Raw genomic sequence first — 14,433 nt, 5'->3', positions numbered from 1 at the left:
TCAGCGAACTCTCTCAACAGGTGCTGTATGGGGGTGGCCAGGATGGGACGGGGAAGAGAACGTCTCTGATGTGGTTCGCCCAGATTCTGGTGAATCTGCACGGGTCCCAGGCGTCTGGGGCCCAGCCGCCCGCCCAGCGATAATCTGTTCGGCGGCTAGGCCACCGATCCGGGTCAGCCCGTCCAGATCGATGCTGTCGCGCAGGCTGCGCCGGCGCACGGCGCCGGCCAGCCAGATGGACAGTTGCCGGGTATCCAGGTCCTCGGGGTTCAGGGCGTCCACGGCCCCTGCCTCAGCCAGAGAGTGGGCACGCAGCCGCTGCTCGGCACGACGAGAGCTGCGCGGCACGATCAGTGCTGGGGTGGTGGTGGCCATGATCTCGGCCAGTGAGTTGTACCCGCCCATGGAGATGACTGCCGCGGCATCGCGCACCAACTTGGGTACATGCGGAGCGTAGCGGGTAACCCGTACCTGGCCGCGGGGAGCACCTGAGCTGCGGACGGCGTCGAGAATGGCGTCATGGTCGGCTGCCGGCATCTGCGGGCCGGTGAGGATGATGTGCCGGTGCCCCTCCGGCACGGTGGACCAGGCTGCTGCAAGTCCCAGCGCCCCGCCGTCGGCGCCGCCGCCGACCATAGTGAGCACATAGGGCTGCTCAGCGGTGATCGAGGAGGCGGTCAGCGGGTCATCGGGGCGCCCGTGGGCCAGATATCCGGTGAACCGGGTGATGGGGGAGAGCTCCTGGGGGATCTCCCCGGTGGCCACTGGGTCATAGACCGCCTGGTCTCCATAGATCCACAGTCCGGAGTAGTAGTGGGCCACTCCGGCTGCCCCGCCGATGATGTCCCATTCGTTCCGGGCAGCGGCAGGGGTGTCCAGCACCTCTCGCATGCCCAGTACACAGCGGGTGCCGGTGCCCTGCAGGGTCTCCAGGACCGGCAGCAGCTCATTGTCCACGCCGAAGGGATGCCGGTCCACAATCAGCAGCTCTGGGGTCATCGCCTCTAAGGCTGCAGTGGCCGTGGAGCTGCGCAGATGCCAGAGCCGCTCAGTGCTCACGTCCAGCTTGCGCGACTGATAGCCGTTGGTGGTGCGGGTGAATCCGGGCAGCACCAACCAGTCCCAGCCCTCGGGCAGAGCATCGGCGGTGGCCCCGGGATGGCCAGCTACCAGTAGGCCGCGCACCCGTTCACCGGTGATCCGGGGCAGGTCAGCAGCCAGTGCAAAGGCCAGGGCGCGGTTCCGTCGGGCGTGGCCCAGCCCCACCGAATCGTGGGAGTACATAGCAACAGTGATGCTCATGGTGCACCAGCCTGCTGGGCTAATGTGAGATCACTGTGAGATCAAGATGAGAGAACTCTCAGTTCGCGCTGCCGGTGCAAGCTCAGTTCACGGCGCCGGTGAATTTTTCGCCGGGGCCCTTGCCGGGCGGATCCTGGATGATCGACTCTTCGCGGAAGGCCAGCTGCAGGGAACGCACTCCGTCGCGCAGCGGGGCTGCATGGGTGGAGCCCACCTCCGGGGCGGCGGCGGTGACCAGGCCGGCCAGCGCGGTGATGAGCTTGCGCGCCTCGTCCAGGTCTTTCAGCCCAGCAGCATCGGGGCCGTCAGCCAGCCCGGTTTTTACCGCAGCGGCACTCATTAAATGCACTGCTACGGTATTGATCAGCTCCACGGCAGGCACCTCGGCAATGTCTCGGGTTTGGGCACCCACCAGGGAGGCGACGTCCGCCTCCCTTTGCGCCGTTTCTCCCTCAATCTCCTCAGGTGGCGGGGTGTCCTCAGTCCCGGCTCGGTTCAATCGGCCGCCGTCCTCTGGGTGCTGGGGCTGATCGGGGGTGTTCTGGTCAGTAGTCATACTGCTAAGATTCTCATAGTCCTTTTCGGCCGCGCCACTGCGTGCCCGGAAAGCGGCTCAATATCACAGTTACCGAATCAGGAGCAGGACAGATCAGCGAACCACGCATCAACAACCGCATCCGAGTGCCCGAAGTCCGACTTGTAGGCCCCCAGGGGGAGCAGGTGGGCATAGTCAGAATCGAAGACGCACTGCGTTTGGCGGCCGAAGCTGATTTGGATCTGGTCGAGGTGGCCCCTCAGGCCAAGCCTCCGGTCTGCAAGCTCATGGACTTTGGCAAATGGAAGTACGAGGCTGCGGTCAAGGCCCGCGAGTCCCGCAAGAACCAGTCCACCACCACGCTCAAAGAGGTCCGGTTCCGGCTCAAGATTGACGACCACGACTACAACACTAAGGTCGGCCATGCCCGCCGCTTCCTGGACGCCGGTGACAAGGTCAAGGCTATGATCCAGTTCCGCGGCCGTGAGCAGCAGCGCCCCGAGATGGGGGTGCGCCTGCTCCAGCGCTTCAGCGAGGACGTTGCCGACCTCGGCCAGGTGGAGTCGTCTCCCCGCCAGGACGGCCGTCACATGGTGATGGTGGTGGGCCCGTTGAAGACCAAGGCCCAGCAGGCCAAGGCCGCTGCTTCAGCCGCTGAGGGTGAGGTCGCCGACAATGAGGACAACAAGGCTAAAACCAAGGCCAAGAACGAACGCCGGGCCAAGAAGACACAGGAGCGGCAGAAGCGGGTGTCCACCGAGAAGAAGGACGTCAAGCCGCTTTCCAATTCGATGGCCGACTATCTCCCGGACGAGCTCAAAAACCTCTGATCCGTCCGCTGCCGGCACCTCGCCTGGCTCTCGATGAGTCCTCCCTGGTGTGGACTGCACAGACGCTCAGGCCTCTGCACGGCTCCCAGACGCCGAGGTCCAGGCTTCCCGCCTGGCTTCTCTCCCCTTCCCCTGCGAGCTATTCGGCAGTTGAACCGATCAGTCCTCGGGGTTTCTAGCGCGATCCTGGTGACTCATCTCAGGATGCCCGGGTAGGCGCGATTTCCTTGCAGCGCTGATCTCTCGTAGAATAGGCAGCTGGGTCTGCGCTCATGCGCGCCCATGACAAAGGGATCGCAGGCTCGTTGAGCCAATGCGATCCACCTGTGCACCGCCGCCGCCTCTGAAGCGGCATCAAAGGTGTTCACAGGTCCGGACGAACTAAAGGAGTACGGCACTATGCCGAAGAACAAGACTCACTCCGGTGCCAAGAAGCGTTTCAAGCAGACTGGTTCCGGCAAGATTAAGCGCCAGCAGGCCAACCGCCGCCACTACCTGGAGCATAAGTCATCACGCCTGACCCGTCGCCTGGCATCCGACCAGATCGTCACTAAGGCAGACGAGAAGCGCATCAAGAAAATGCTGGGCCTCTAGCCTCCCTGACATGGCCCGCACCAACGCCTAAGCGTTTGCACGGGTCCTGATGTCAGCGGTCCCGCGCCCCTCAAAGAAGACTTAAGCAACAGGAGAACCACACATGGCACGAGTAAAACGCGCACTGAACGCGCACAAGAAGCGCCGCAAGGTCCTTGACCAGGCCTCCGGCTACCGCGGACAGCGCTCCCGCCTATACCGCAAGGCCAAGGAGCAGCTGCTGCACAGCTACACCTACAACTACCAGCACCGCAAGAAGCGTAAGGGCGACTTCCGCCGCTTGTGGATCCAGCGCATCAACGCTGCCTCCCGCGCCCACGGCCTGACCTACAACCGGTTCATCCAGGGTCTGAAGGCCGCCGGTGTGGAGGTTGACCGCCGTATGCTGGCGGAACTGGCCGTCTCCGATGCCAAGGCTTTCGAGTCTCTGGTGGAGACTGCCCGGGCCGCCCTGCCCGAGGATGTCAACGCGCCGCGCTAGCTGGTCCCGGCGGCGGGGAGACCCCGCTCGGTCGCCGATGTGGCCCGCACAGTCACTCCATGTCTGCGCCGGTACCAGGCGCGGGGGCTCCGCCTCGGCCGGCTGCAGTGTGGCCGCGCTTCACACCTCACAAGGGGCTGCCGCCTGATTGAGCAGAACCAACGACGACGCCCGTCTGACCAGATCCTGGCAGGCGGGCGTCGTTGTGCCTGGGGAGGGTTTGATGCTCAGCTGCCGGTACCAGATGAGACGTTGAGGGAGCTAAGTCAGCCTGCCAACGGTGTTTGGCTCCCCCAACGTCTCATTATCAATGGCTTTCTGGCTCATGGTGAGACGTTGGGGGAGTCGGATTCGACTAGCTCGCGCGGTGGCTCCCTGAACGTCTCATTCCGAGGGTTGAGCGTGATGTAGCGAGTGCTGGTTGAATGGTGCATGTGAGCGATGAGTTTGTGGTGGACAATCCGCGCAGCGAGCGGGTGAAGAGGGTTGCGCAGCTGGCGACCCGTGCTGGGCGGCGCAAGCAGGGCAAGTTCCTTGCGGAGGGTCCACAGCCGGTCCGTGAAGCGTTGAGGCTCTGGCTGCGCACTTGGGAGTCCCCTGACGTCAATGCGGCATCTCAGCAGCGCATCCCGGCTCAGTACGCACCGCAGGAATACTTGCCGGCACTTGAGGCACTCTACTTCGACCCCGCGGCCCTGGAACGGCATCCGGGGGTCGCCAGCCTGCTGGATCAGGTGCGTGGGACGCTCTTTGATCCTCAGCGTGAGCTGCCTCCTGAGGCTCGCCTTTTCCTGCGCGAGGCCACCGAAGAAGTCCTCGCAGCGATGGGGGATGCTGAAACATCACAGGGAATTCTCGCCGTCTGCCGTCCCCCGGCCATCCAGTTCGAGGGCCTGGACTCGCTGCTGGTGGGCATGAGAGAAACCACAGTGTGGGCGGCTGAGGACGGCACCTCCACTGCCGGGACCATTGTGGACTATGCGCCGGTTCGACTGGCCCCAGTGCTGGTGAGACTGCAGGACCCCGGCAACGTGGGCACCCTGATCCGGGTGGCAGATGCTGCTGGTGCCGGCGTGGTCGTGCTCACCCCCGGCAGCACTGACCCGTGGGCGCCCAAAGTGGTGCGTGCGGCAGCGGGTTCGCATTTCCACATTCCGGTAGCCACCGGAATTGACCTGGATCAGCTGACCACCTTTGTGCGGGAGAACGGCGCTCAGGTGCTCGCAGCTGACGGCTATGCGGCAACCTCCCTAGCGGAGCTGCAGTTGCAGGAGGAATCGTCGGCTTCCCTGCTGCACCCCACCTATTGGCTGTTGGGCAATGAGGCGCACGGTCTCAGTGATCACGAGGGGGCGCTGGCGGACTACGGGGTGGCCATCCCGCTCTACGGGCAGGCCGAGTCACTCAACGTGGCGCTAGCCGGTGCCCTGTGCCTCTATGCCTCGGCCATCGCCCAGCGCTCGGCACCGGAGGCGCAGGTGCCGCAGACTCTGCCGCCCACGGGGCATGAAGAGTATGCGCCGCTGAGTGCGCTGACCGAGCATCCGTTTGAGCGCGGCGGCACGCGGTGAGCTACGCGCCGCAGGGCCGGGAGGCGGAGAACACCGGGTTTTCCTGTATCCGCTGCGGCCAGGAGATTCCCCCGCATCCGGCAGGCAGCTACCGGAATCACTGCCCGCGCTGCCTGTGGTCCAGGCATGTGGACGTGCTGCCCGGGGACCGGGCGGCCGGCTGCGGGGGAGCAATGGAACCGGTGGCGGTGGACCACTCCGGCAAGAAGGGCTACATCCTGCTGCACCGATGTACGGTCTGCGGGGCCCAGGACCGCAACCGGCTGGCCCCCGATGACAATATGGATGCTGTGATCGCGGTCCAGAAGCCTGAACTCTGATCAGGGGCGAATGAATGGGATAGCCCAGTAGCTAAAGGTCTGCCGCCGGTAGGCGCGCACCGCCCCGATGATCGAGAGCACCAGGTTCAGCAGCCAGAGCACGAAGATACCGAAGAGCATCAGCGCCCAGATCCCAAAGATCCCCAGGGCCCCGGTCATGCCCGGGTCATTACCGCTGATGACACTGCCGAAGACCGCCGCATAGCCGATGATCATCAGCACAGCGCCCACTACATAGAACAGCAGCAGGGTCAGCTCCCAGTTCACCGCGGTGCGGCCGTGATCGTTGATCAGCCGGCTGCGCCGCCGGAAGATCAGCCAGACTGCCAGCGGCACCAGAAATGAGACCAGCAGGCCGCCCAAATGAGTGGCCACACCCCAGCCCTGCTCCTCGGAGGGGCTCAGCGGCTGCTCGGCCATCTGCTGCTGGGCGGGATCCACCGGGTAGTCGCCCTGCGGCACACTGCCGTATGGGGGGCCCTGCGGATGGCCGGAATGCCAGCCGCCCTGCTGGCTCCAGTCCGGACCCGGCTGCTGAGGCTGGTCACCATAGTACGGCGGTTGTGTCATGACCCGATCATAGGGGATATGGGGTGCTGCGGCGATGGATGCGAGCCCCGACGGCGTCGTTATAGGGTGGCCGTATGGTTGCTTCAGGAAACTATATTGTGGAGAACGCCCATATCGTCCCGGTCGCCGGAGAGCCCTTCGACGGCTCACTGGTAGTCACCGAGGGCAAGATCGCCAAGCTCGGCCCCAAGGCTAAGGCGCCGCGCGGGCATGAACGGATCGACGCCGAGGGCTGCTGGCTGCTGCCCGGCTTCATTGACGCCCATGTCCACCTCGGCGTGCACGAGGAGGGCGAAGGATGGGCCGGCGCGGACTTCAACGAGAAGACTGACCCGGTCACCGCCGCAGTACGGGCCCTGGATGCGATCAACCCGGTGGAAGTAGGGTTCGACGACGCTCTGGCCGGGGGAGTCACCACAGTCAACGTCAACCCCGGCTCAGCCAACCCGATCGGGGGGCTCACCGTGGCGATCAAGACGCACGGTGCGGTGGTCGACGAGATGGTGCTGCGCTCACCTTCAGGCCTGAAAGCTGCATTGGGTGAGAATCCCAAACGGGTCTACGGGGAGCAGAATAAGACACCCAGCACCCGCCTGGGCACCGCACTGACCCTGCGCAAAGCCTTTGCCGAAGCGCGGAAGTGGGCCGATAAACCAGCTGATGAACGTCCCGCCGATCTGGTCTCCGAGGCACTGATTCAGGTGCTCAACCGGGAGATCCCCTGGCGCCAGCACTGCCACCGGGCTGATGATATCGCCACCGCCATCCGGATTGCCGATGAGTTCGGCTACGAGCTGGTCCTGGACCACGGCACCGAGGCCTATAAGCTGGCCGATCGGCTCGCCGAGCGCGGTATCCCGGTGCTCTGCGGGCCGCTGATCGTGGCCCGTTCCAAGGTGGAGGTCCGTGACCGGACTCCACGAGGCCCCGGGATTCTGGCCAAGGCCGGGGTGAAAGTCTCGATCATCACTGACCACCCGGTGGTGCCCATCGACTTCCTCATCCACCAGGCTGCTCTGGCGGTCAAAGAGGGGCTGGATCCCGCTGAGGCGCTGCGGGCGATCACTATCAATCCGGCCGAAGTGCTGGGGGTTGCCGACCGGGTGGGCTCCTTGGAGCAGGGCAAGGATGCTGACCTGGTGCTCTGGGAGGGCGATCCGCTGGACACCCGCAACCGGGCGCTGCGCACCTGGATCGAAGGCCGTGAGGTGCTGCGCTTCGATACCGAGGCCAGAGTGCCCGTGGTGGCTGAGCGCTGGTGAGGTCAGCTTCACAGCCAAGCGGTGCTGGGTGGAGTGCCCGCCCGGGGCAGCTCAGACGTGGGTATGGGCCTCGGTCTGAGCATGGGCGGCGGTCTCCAGCTGGAAGGTGGAGTGCTCCACCGGCACGTCGAAGTGCTCAGCTACGCATTTGCGCAGCTCAGCCAGCTTTTCAGGAGCGCAGCCCTCGGTGAAGCAGGACTCGTCCACCACCACATGGGCAGAGATCACCGGCAGGCCGGTGGCCACGGTGGAGGCGTGCAGATCGTGCACCTCTTTGACATGTTCCAGCTGCAGCATATGGCGGCGGACCTGCTCCAGGTCCAGACCGCGCGGGGTGAACTCCAGCAGGATCCTGCCGGTGTCACGCAGCAGCAGGGCAGCCCGCGGAATGATTACCGCGGCGATCAGCAAAGCAGCCACCGCATCGGCCTGCTGCCAACCAGTGAGCCAGATGACCACCGCGGCGGCCATCACTCCGATCGAGCCCAGGGCATCGGCGAGCACCTCTAAGAATGCTGCACGCATATTGAAGTTCGCCTTGCGGCCCCCGGCCAGCACATACAGGGAGATGAGGTTGCCGATCAGTCCGGCGGCGCCGAAGATCAGCAGCTGCACGTGCAGGATCTCATGCGGGTTGTTGAGCCGCTGGATGCCTTCGATGGCCGCGTAGATGCCGATGCCCAGCAGCAGTGCGGCCTGCAGCAGCCCGGCCAGGATCTCCACCCGCCGCCAGCCCCAGGTGCGGGTAGCGCTGGCTGCGCGGAACATCAGGCTGGCCGCGATCACGGCGACTATCAGGCCTATGCTGTCCGCCAGGGAGTGCACCGCATCGGTGAGCAGGGCCAGCGAGCTGGTGATCCAGGCACCCAGGCCCTGGACGGCAACGATGCTGAGAGTAATGGCGCAGGCGATGATCAGACGACGTCGGTGCCCAGCATTCTCAATGGCCGCGGCGTCCTCGGAACCATGGTGCGCGTGGCTGTGTCCAAGACCCATGTGTTCACAATAAGCCCAAGTTATTGAGAATGCATAAGGTGCGAAGCTTCCGCAGAACCGTTAGCAGTCCGAGGATGCGCAGAGCCCCTTGATCTTGGGTTCTTCGGCTCCGGCCGCTGATTCCCTAGTGCGGCTCTCCGCCGGGATCTTCCGCCGGCTCTGCTTCATCCGCACCGGCTTCGCTTCACAGGCTTGGCTCTGGTTTGCTTCACTGGTGGGTATGACTGCAGGATTCAGCACAGGAACTTTCGTCCGGATCAGCGGCCGGGTGCAGGGCGTGAACTACCGCAACTCCGCTGAACGCCAGGCTGACGAGCTTGGTCTGATCGGCTGGGTGCGCAACACCTCCGACGGCGCGGTGGAGCTGCTGGTCGGCGGCGAGGGGCCGGCCGTGGACTCGCTGCTCAGCTGGTGCCATGAAGGCCCCACGCATGCCGAAGTCACCGCCGTAGAAGCCCGCGAGGCGACTGCTGAGGAACTCACCACCCTGCCTGAGCTGGGTTTCGAGGTCCGTCGCTGATGTGCCAGGATCGAGGTGACTAGGCGGCGTCGTCCTTGGTGCCTATCTCCGTCTCCTTGGGCGCTGTCAGCCCCAGTTCCTGTGGGAGCTGCTGGGAGTGCCCCAGCACATGCTCGGCCAGGAAGGCGAAGACCACCTGGTACCAGATCTTGGCGTGCTGCGGTGAGAGGATCCAGTGGTTCTCATCCGGGAAGTACAGGAACCGGTGCTTCGTCTCGCCGTTCTCATCGCCGGGCAACCCTGAGTCTGCCAGCAGCTCGAACCACAGCCGCAGACCCTCGCCGATCGGCACCCGGTAGTCCTTGTCCCCGTGGATGACCAGCATCGGGGTGACGATCTCGCTGACGAAGTCATGCGGTGAGTGCTTATCCATCATCGCCTGGTCCAGCTGCCGGCGCCAGAACGGGGACATATCCGTAGTCGGGCCGAACTGGTCCAGGGCCCACAGACTGGCATGGGTCACGATCGCGGAGAACCGGTCGGTGTGCCCGGCCACCCAGTTGGCCATATAGCCGCCGAAGGAGCCGCCCATCGCCGCGGTGCGGGTGTGGTCGATGTCCTCCCGGGCCTCGGCGGCGTCGGTGATGCTCATCAGATCGGTATAGGGCTTATCACCCCAGGAGTTCCATCCGCGCTGCACAAACTCCTGCCCGTAGCCGGTGGAGAGCGCCGGATCCGGCAGCAGCACCGCATAGCCCTGCTGCACGGCCAGCCAGGGGTTCCACCGCCAGGTCCAGGCATTCCAGGAGCTCACCGGCCCGCCGTGGATCCACAGCAGCAGCGGGGCCGGCTCAGCGGAGGAGGCTGTCTTCGGTGTGGCAAGCCAGGCTCGGATGACGACGCCGTCCTCGGCCTCGGTCTCCACTTCCTCCAGAGTGCCGGGCAGCTCTGGACGTTCGGCGGGGTTCTGCAGCCGGACGGTCTCCCCGGAGTTCAGGTCGATCCGGACCAGTTCTGCGGGGAAGGCGTAGCTGGACTGCAGGGCGAAAGCAGTTTTGCCGTCTGGTGCGGGCCATACCTCCGAGTAGGTGGCATCCTCCGCGAGCACCTCAGTGGCAACACCGGTGGTGGTGTCCACAATGAACACCGCGCCCCGGCCGTTCTTATCGGAGACCGCCAGCAGCCGTGTGCTGTCCAACCAGGGCCGGGAGGAAGCCGGGGAGAGCCAGAGGTCCAGATCCTCAGCCATTCGCGTCAGGTCTCCGCTGGTCAGGTCCACGATGTAGAGATTCGGCGCGATGGCGCTTTCCGGGCTGGGCTTGGGGGAGCCGATCACCGCAGCTTTGGTGCCGTCGGGGCTGACCGGGCCGGGGGAGTAGGTCCAGTCCGGCTGGTCCAGCAGCATCCGGCGCTCGCCGGAGGCGGTGTCCACTAGGGCAACCCCGGCCCTGAGTTCGGTCTTGGCCTCGGGAATTGTGACTCCGATCAGCGCCTGGCTGCCGTCCGGGCTCAGATGAGCATCGCCGCTGAAGCGGACGCCGATACCCTCGGTGATCAGTCGCAGCTTCTGCCGGGCCGGTTCCACAGTGGCAGGTGGGGCGGCGTCGTCGTGATCTGTGGTGTCCTCGGCCTCGAGCAGGAACAGATTAGTCCGTGCCGGGCCGAGGTCGTGGTCCCAGTACCGCACCGGATAGGAGTCATGCAGGATCGCCTTCACCGAGGAGTCCTTGCGCGCGGTGTGCAGTTTCTCCTGAGCCTCCTCATCCACAGCGCCCGGCAGCAGCGGGGCGGTGACTGCCACCACATCACCGGCCGCCGCAGCGAGCACCTCGCCGACTCCGCCGCAGCGCCGGTTGACCACATAGGCCTCCCCACCAGTTGCCGGTAGGCACCAGAGAGCGCTGCCCTCATCTTCGCCCTGTTCATCGGGGCGGGCCGAGGTGAAGTAAAGATCCCCGTTGGCAGAGAATGCCGGCCCAGCCTCGCCCTTGGCGCTGCGGGTCAGCCGCCGGGCCGGCCGTTGCCCAGTGGGATCAACCTCCCAGATAGCGGTCACATAGCCATTCTTCTTGGTATTCAGCGTCTGTACTGTGGTGACCAATCGGCTCCCGTCCGGGCTGAGGGCGAGGCCGCCAATCCGCGGGTGGGCAACATAGTGGTCAAGGTCGGAGAACGTGGAATCCATGCCCGCCAGTCTGCCATGCAACCGATTAGACTGTTGCATCCTGCAACTATATTTCAGCTAAGGTGACTTGAGAGGCTCGTCTTTTTAGGCACGGCGAATCTTAGAATTCTAGGCGTGCCTAAAAATGCGGCTTGGGGAGATAGCGATGATAGTTCGCTGTAGCGTCTGTTATTCACCGGGCAACGCGGCAGGCCACGGCCGTCGCTCTGGCAGAGACCACCGGCGCGATGCTCGGCATGGGACTGGGTGGACTGCTGCTGGACCACTCCGCCGCGGTCGCGGGGGAGGATGGGGGTGAGGACCGTTCTCTATTCTTCCCTGCCTTGATGATTTTGGTAGTCGCCGCAGCTTTTCGGGTACGCCGCGACTTAGCCTGAAATCAGGAGGTCTACGTGGCTGCCAGGCATGCGCGGTGATGGAATACGAGCAATGGGCTCAGAGACTGCGAGAAGGTCGGGCCATAGAGTTTTCCCCAAAGCATGGTGTATCCGGGGCAACACGCCAGGGTATTCACAGTCCCCTCACATAGTGCGATTTTCTCTTCCAACTCTCCGTAGTGTCGTCGTTCATGGCAAACATCAAGATGAGAGGAGAGACCACATGGAAGTTTGGCTAAGTTGGCAATTACTTTCAGCCCTTATCGCTGGAATTGCAGCGGGCACTGGGATATCCGAACTTTCATTGCGACGTCGTCTCAAGATTCGAGATCAATGGTGGATCAGGTTTGAGAAAGCGATCGATCTGATTAGAACCAAAGAGCGTGAGGCACTGGTGCTAGGTGTCATGATTATCGATGACATAGGAGGTGCGGAGAAGCCTGATTCTGCCTGGGAGCGTCGCCTAACAGATCACCGCAGACGATTCGTTCGGACACCTGAAGACAGCCAATTCATCAGGCGCGTCTACTTTGAGATCTCGGATCTCACCACCCCGTCAACTGACGAGATAGCTCCGGAGGAGGCGTAGCATGAAACCTGTGAGCGAATACGAAATTCCTACTGATGAGGAATACGATCGATTGCCGACCAGGCTTGAAGACGGTCGGTATAAGGTTGTGCTCCGCTCGCGCGGTGGGGAAATCCGCTATAGTCGGGACCCCCTTATGGCTCGACTTTCACAGCACGCCGATCGCAAGGTTCTTCTCCTCGACAGACAGCTTGAGTGGTTTGACCTGCCGTGGTGGAAGAGGCTCGTCACGAGACGGCCGATGCGGTAGTCATCATTTCACCGGCGGCGGGTCACGGTGGGGACGAACCAGCCGTAGAACCCCGCCCAGCAGCACCAGAAGACTCCGGTGATGAGCTTCTCGGGGACCTGCGGGAAGATCTTCCGTGTTGCGGCAGCGATCCCGGAGGCGGCCAGAGTGACCACCATGAACCGAATCAGCCGGGCCGGTACACTCCAGGCCAGGAAGCTCAGCAGTGACTTCCGCTGCAGCCCGCAGGCCCGGGCGTAGAGCTTGTAGGGCACCCCGCGGGTCGGTCCGCGCATCAGCGAGGCGGGTCCAGATTCGGCCACCTCCTGCTCCACCCGGGTAATCATGCCCTCGGTCACCGCCGGAACCTTGGCCAGCACGGACTGAGAGGACGACGCCGCCACATTCCGGCCCCAGGCATAGGTCACCGCACCACCTACCAGCGCTCCGCCGAGGGCGGAGACCGTGGTGGCCAGAGCGCGCTTGGGCCGGCGCAGTCCCACCCAGGAGGTCCACACATCTGGCACCACGAAGAAGAAGGTGGCCTCGGCGAACCCCCAGGCTGCCGCCACGCTGTGATCCCTTGCGACATGGGTGTGTCCTGTGCGCCGAGCTCTCCGACTGAGTCTGATGCGCATGCTACGAGACTATCCAACCGTTCAGCGGTTCGTGCCGCGGGCTGTTTTGCTGCCGAGGTCCCCCGAGTCAGCGAAACGAGAAATGCTAGCTCACTAATTTAGTACCATAATGTCATGACTGACTCAGACCGGCCGTCTCTCAAACGGATCTTTCGAGGCCCGCGGGGACGGCTGCTCATGGGGTTCCTTGCTGCAGAGTTCGCGGCCAGTGTGACCGGGTTGAGCTATGCGGCGGTACTGCCCGTGGCCGCGGCTGAGCTGGACGGATTGCCTCTGTACGGACTCGCAGTGACAGCCACGGCGGTTGTCAGCATCGCCTTTGTGCCCTTCGGCTCCTTCTTATACGGGCGTATCGGACCGCAGGCCCAGCTCAGCATCTCGACAGCCGTTCTGGTCGTGGGGGTGGCGCTTTCGGTGACGGCTCCGAACATGGAGGTGCTCGTTGGCGGATTGGCGCTGCGAGGCGTGGCGGCGGGCCTGATGGGCGGGCTGGGCCTGGGCATCCTGAGCGGACTCTACCCCGATGCCAAGGAGCGTGAACGGGCCTTTGGCCTGTATGCGCTCATGTGGGTGGCGCCCTCTGTGCTGGGACCTGCCGTCAATGGCGTCCTTCTTCTGGCCCTCGGATGGCGAGCATCCATGGCATGGCCGATACTGCTGATGCTGACGGCGCGCGCCCTGATCTCCCATTATCTTCGTCAGGTGGAATGGGAACGGCCCTCCGCTCCTGCGAAAGTGCGTGCAGCCGGGGCGTTCCTTGCTGTCGCCGCGGGCCTGGCCCTGGCTCAAACCAGTATCGCTACCGCCAGACTCGGCTGGGCAGCCGCTGCGCTCATACTCCTCGTCGTGGTGCTTGTCCTACCGTTTCGGCACGCTCTTCGCCGGACCGTACCCGGAGAGCGGCGCGCACAGGCTGGCGGGTGGGCACTGGCACTGGTGTGTGGGAGCTATTTCGGAATCAACGCGTTCATCCCCCTGCTATCTGCCACTCATGTCGATGCGACCGGCGTTCTCGGAGCCTTCCTGGTCGCACTGGGACCGATTACCTGGGCACTGATGAGTGCCGGTGGAGCGGGTGCGCGGCTCGGGCCCCGCACCTCGTACCTCATTGCCGCCATCGGCTTTCCCGCTGCTGCTTCCGGGGTTGCCCTTTGGGCTCTGGCGCTGCCAGCGGCTGCGGTCACAGGGGCCATCGGCCTGGGAGTCCTCGCCCTGCTCATCGGTGCGGCAATGGGTGCGGTCTACCCCAAGGTGATGACGTTGGCATTCGAAGGATTCCGCGGCGAGGGCGGAACCCACCGCGCCCATGCCGGGGTGGTCCTCGGGGTCGGTGAAGACGTCGGAACAACCGTTGGCGTTGTCGTCCTCGCCGGTATCGGCGGTGTGGTCATTGCCGCAGACCCTATGTGGACAGCTGTTCTGGTAGGGATTGTCTCCGCCGTGCTGATAATGGTGTGGGCCGCAGCCGGGCGCAGTGAACTCTGGCGAAACTGA

At 64.2% G+C, this 14,433-nt stretch carries 16 protein-coding genes; 10 read left to right on the top strand and 6 right to left on the bottom strand.

What is annotated here, in order from left to right:
- Positions 1–1,302: a glycosyltransferase family protein gene (locus F0311_RS04350; RefSeq protein WP_150460731.1), complete on the bottom strand. Its 1,302-nt coding sequence runs from the start codon at positions 1,300–1,302 to the stop codon at positions 1–3.
- Positions 1,303–1,384: 82 nt separating this feature from the next.
- On the bottom strand, positions 1,385–1,858 hold the full coding sequence (locus F0311_RS04345) for a DUF1844 domain-containing protein (RefSeq protein WP_317982546.1): 474 nt from the start codon (positions 1,856–1,858) through the stop codon (positions 1,385–1,387).
- 41 nt (positions 1,859–1,899) lie between these two features.
- Between F0311_RS04345 and infC the strand changes: the two genes are divergently transcribed.
- The 5 genes from infC (at position 1,900) to F0311_RS04320 (ending at position 5,633) form a co-directional block, all read left to right on the top strand.
- Positions 1,900–2,667, top strand: a complete 768-nt coding sequence (infC, locus tag F0311_RS04340) for a translation initiation factor IF-3 (RefSeq protein ID WP_223881131.1) — start codon at positions 1,900–1,902, stop codon at positions 2,665–2,667.
- A 399-nt stretch (positions 2,668–3,066) separates the two neighbouring features.
- Positions 3,067–3,261 (top strand): 50S ribosomal protein L35, encoded by a 195-nt coding sequence (gene rpmI / locus F0311_RS04335; protein WP_120004476.1) that lies wholly within the window; start codon positions 3,067–3,069, stop codon positions 3,259–3,261.
- A 103-nt stretch (positions 3,262–3,364) separates the two neighbouring features.
- A complete protein-coding gene (gene rplT / locus F0311_RS04330; protein WP_150460730.1) occupies positions 3,365–3,742 on the top strand; it encodes a 50S ribosomal protein L20 in 378 nt (125 codons plus the stop codon).
- Between the two features lie 434 nt (positions 3,743–4,176).
- A complete protein-coding gene (locus F0311_RS04325; protein ID WP_223881130.1) occupies positions 4,177–5,313 on the top strand; it encodes a TrmH family RNA methyltransferase in 1,137 nt (378 codons plus the stop codon).
- Positions 5,310–5,633, top strand: a complete 324-nt coding sequence (locus tag F0311_RS04320; protein WP_150460728.1) for an RNHCP domain-containing protein — start codon at positions 5,310–5,312, stop codon at positions 5,631–5,633. The genes F0311_RS04325 and F0311_RS04320 overlap by 4 nt, the downstream gene beginning before the upstream one ends.
- On the opposite strand, the gene F0311_RS04315 is transcribed toward F0311_RS04320, so the two are convergent.
- Positions 5,634–6,203, bottom strand: coding sequence for a DUF4870 domain-containing protein (locus F0311_RS04315; protein WP_150460727.1), 570 nt, complete (start codon positions 6,201–6,203; stop codon positions 5,634–5,636).
- A gap of 74 nt (positions 6,204–6,277) precedes the next feature.
- Here F0311_RS04315 and F0311_RS04310 point away from each other — a divergent pair, with 74 nt between their 5' ends.
- Entirely contained in the window at positions 6,278–7,465 is a 1,188-nt protein-coding gene (locus F0311_RS04310) for an amidohydrolase (protein WP_150460726.1), read from the top strand.
- 51 nt (positions 7,466–7,516) lie between these two features.
- Here the strand turns inward: F0311_RS04310 and F0311_RS04305 are convergent, their stop codons facing one another.
- Positions 7,517–8,461, bottom strand: coding sequence for a cation diffusion facilitator family transporter (locus F0311_RS04305; protein ID WP_150460725.1), 945 nt, complete (start codon positions 8,459–8,461; stop codon positions 7,517–7,519).
- Positions 8,462–8,549: 88 nt separating this feature from the next.
- Between F0311_RS04305 and F0311_RS04300 the strand changes: the two genes are divergently transcribed.
- A complete protein-coding gene (locus F0311_RS04300) occupies positions 8,550–8,981 on the top strand; it encodes an acylphosphatase (protein ID WP_223881129.1) in 432 nt (143 codons plus the stop codon).
- 19 nt (positions 8,982–9,000) lie between these two features.
- On the opposite strand, the gene F0311_RS04295 is transcribed toward F0311_RS04300, so the two are convergent.
- A complete protein-coding gene (locus F0311_RS04295; RefSeq protein ID WP_223881128.1) occupies positions 9,001–11,106 on the bottom strand; it encodes a S9 family peptidase in 2,106 nt (701 codons plus the stop codon).
- 600 nt (positions 11,107–11,706) lie between these two features.
- Between F0311_RS04295 and F0311_RS04290 the strand changes: the two genes are divergently transcribed.
- Positions 11,707–12,072 carry a hypothetical protein gene (locus F0311_RS04290; protein ID WP_150460723.1) on the top strand — a complete coding sequence of 122 codons (366 nt, stop codon included), beginning with the start codon at positions 11,707–11,709 and terminating at the stop codon, positions 12,070–12,072.
- 10 nt (positions 12,073–12,082) lie between these two features.
- Positions 12,083–12,322, top strand: coding sequence for a hypothetical protein (locus F0311_RS04285; RefSeq protein ID WP_150460722.1), 240 nt, complete (start codon positions 12,083–12,085; stop codon positions 12,320–12,322).
- Positions 12,323–12,330: 8 nt separating this feature from the next.
- Here F0311_RS04285 and F0311_RS04280 read toward each other — a convergent pair whose 3' ends face one another.
- On the bottom strand, positions 12,331–12,939 hold the full coding sequence (locus F0311_RS04280) for a hypothetical protein (protein WP_150460721.1): 609 nt from the start codon (positions 12,937–12,939) through the stop codon (positions 12,331–12,333).
- 114 nt (positions 12,940–13,053) lie between these two features.
- On the opposite strand from F0311_RS04280, the gene F0311_RS04275 reads away from it, so the two are divergent.
- Positions 13,054–14,433, top strand: coding sequence for an MFS transporter (locus tag F0311_RS04275; protein WP_150460720.1), 1,380 nt, complete (start codon positions 13,054–13,056; stop codon positions 14,431–14,433).

Origin of the sequence: Nesterenkonia ebinurensis, from assembly GCF_008711175.1 — a bacterium.
Classification (GTDB): domain Bacteria; phylum Actinomycetota; class Actinomycetes; order Actinomycetales; family Micrococcaceae; genus Nesterenkonia; species Nesterenkonia ebinurensis.
This window is presented reverse-complemented; position numbering and strand designations above follow the sequence as displayed.

Bases quoted from the DNA above. Each gene is read 5' to 3' on its own strand.
- F0311_RS04350 (WP_150460731.1), bottom strand. From the start codon at position 1,302: ATGAGCATCACTGTTGCTATGTACTCCCACGATTCGGTGGGGCTGGGC.
- F0311_RS04345 (WP_317982546.1), bottom strand. From the start codon at position 1,858: ATGACTACTGACCAGAACACCCCCGATCAGCCCCAGCACCCAGAGGAC.
- rpmI (WP_120004476.1), top strand. From the start codon at position 3,067: ATGCCGAAGAACAAGACTCACTCCGGTGCCAAGAAGCGTTTCAAGCAG.
- rplT (WP_150460730.1), top strand. From the start codon at position 3,365: ATGGCACGAGTAAAACGCGCACTGAACGCGCACAAGAAGCGCCGCAAG.
- F0311_RS04315 (WP_150460727.1), bottom strand. From the start codon at position 6,203: ATGACACAACCGCCGTACTATGGTGACCAGCCTCAGCAGCCGGGTCCG.
- F0311_RS04310 (WP_150460726.1), top strand. From the start codon at position 6,278: ATGGTTGCTTCAGGAAACTATATTGTGGAGAACGCCCATATCGTCCCG.
- F0311_RS04305 (WP_150460725.1), bottom strand. From the start codon at position 8,461: ATGGGTCTTGGACACAGCCACGCGCACCATGGTTCCGAGGACGCCGCG.
- F0311_RS04295 (WP_223881128.1), bottom strand. From the start codon at position 11,106: ATGGATTCCACGTTCTCCGACCTTGACCACTATGTTGCCCACCCGCGG.
- F0311_RS04290 (WP_150460723.1), top strand. From the start codon at position 11,707: ATGGAAGTTTGGCTAAGTTGGCAATTACTTTCAGCCCTTATCGCTGGA.
- F0311_RS04280 (WP_150460721.1), bottom strand. From the start codon at position 12,939: ATGCGCATCAGACTCAGTCGGAGAGCTCGGCGCACAGGACACACCCAT.
- F0311_RS04275 (WP_150460720.1), top strand. From the start codon at position 13,054: ATGACTGACTCAGACCGGCCGTCTCTCAAACGGATCTTTCGAGGCCCG.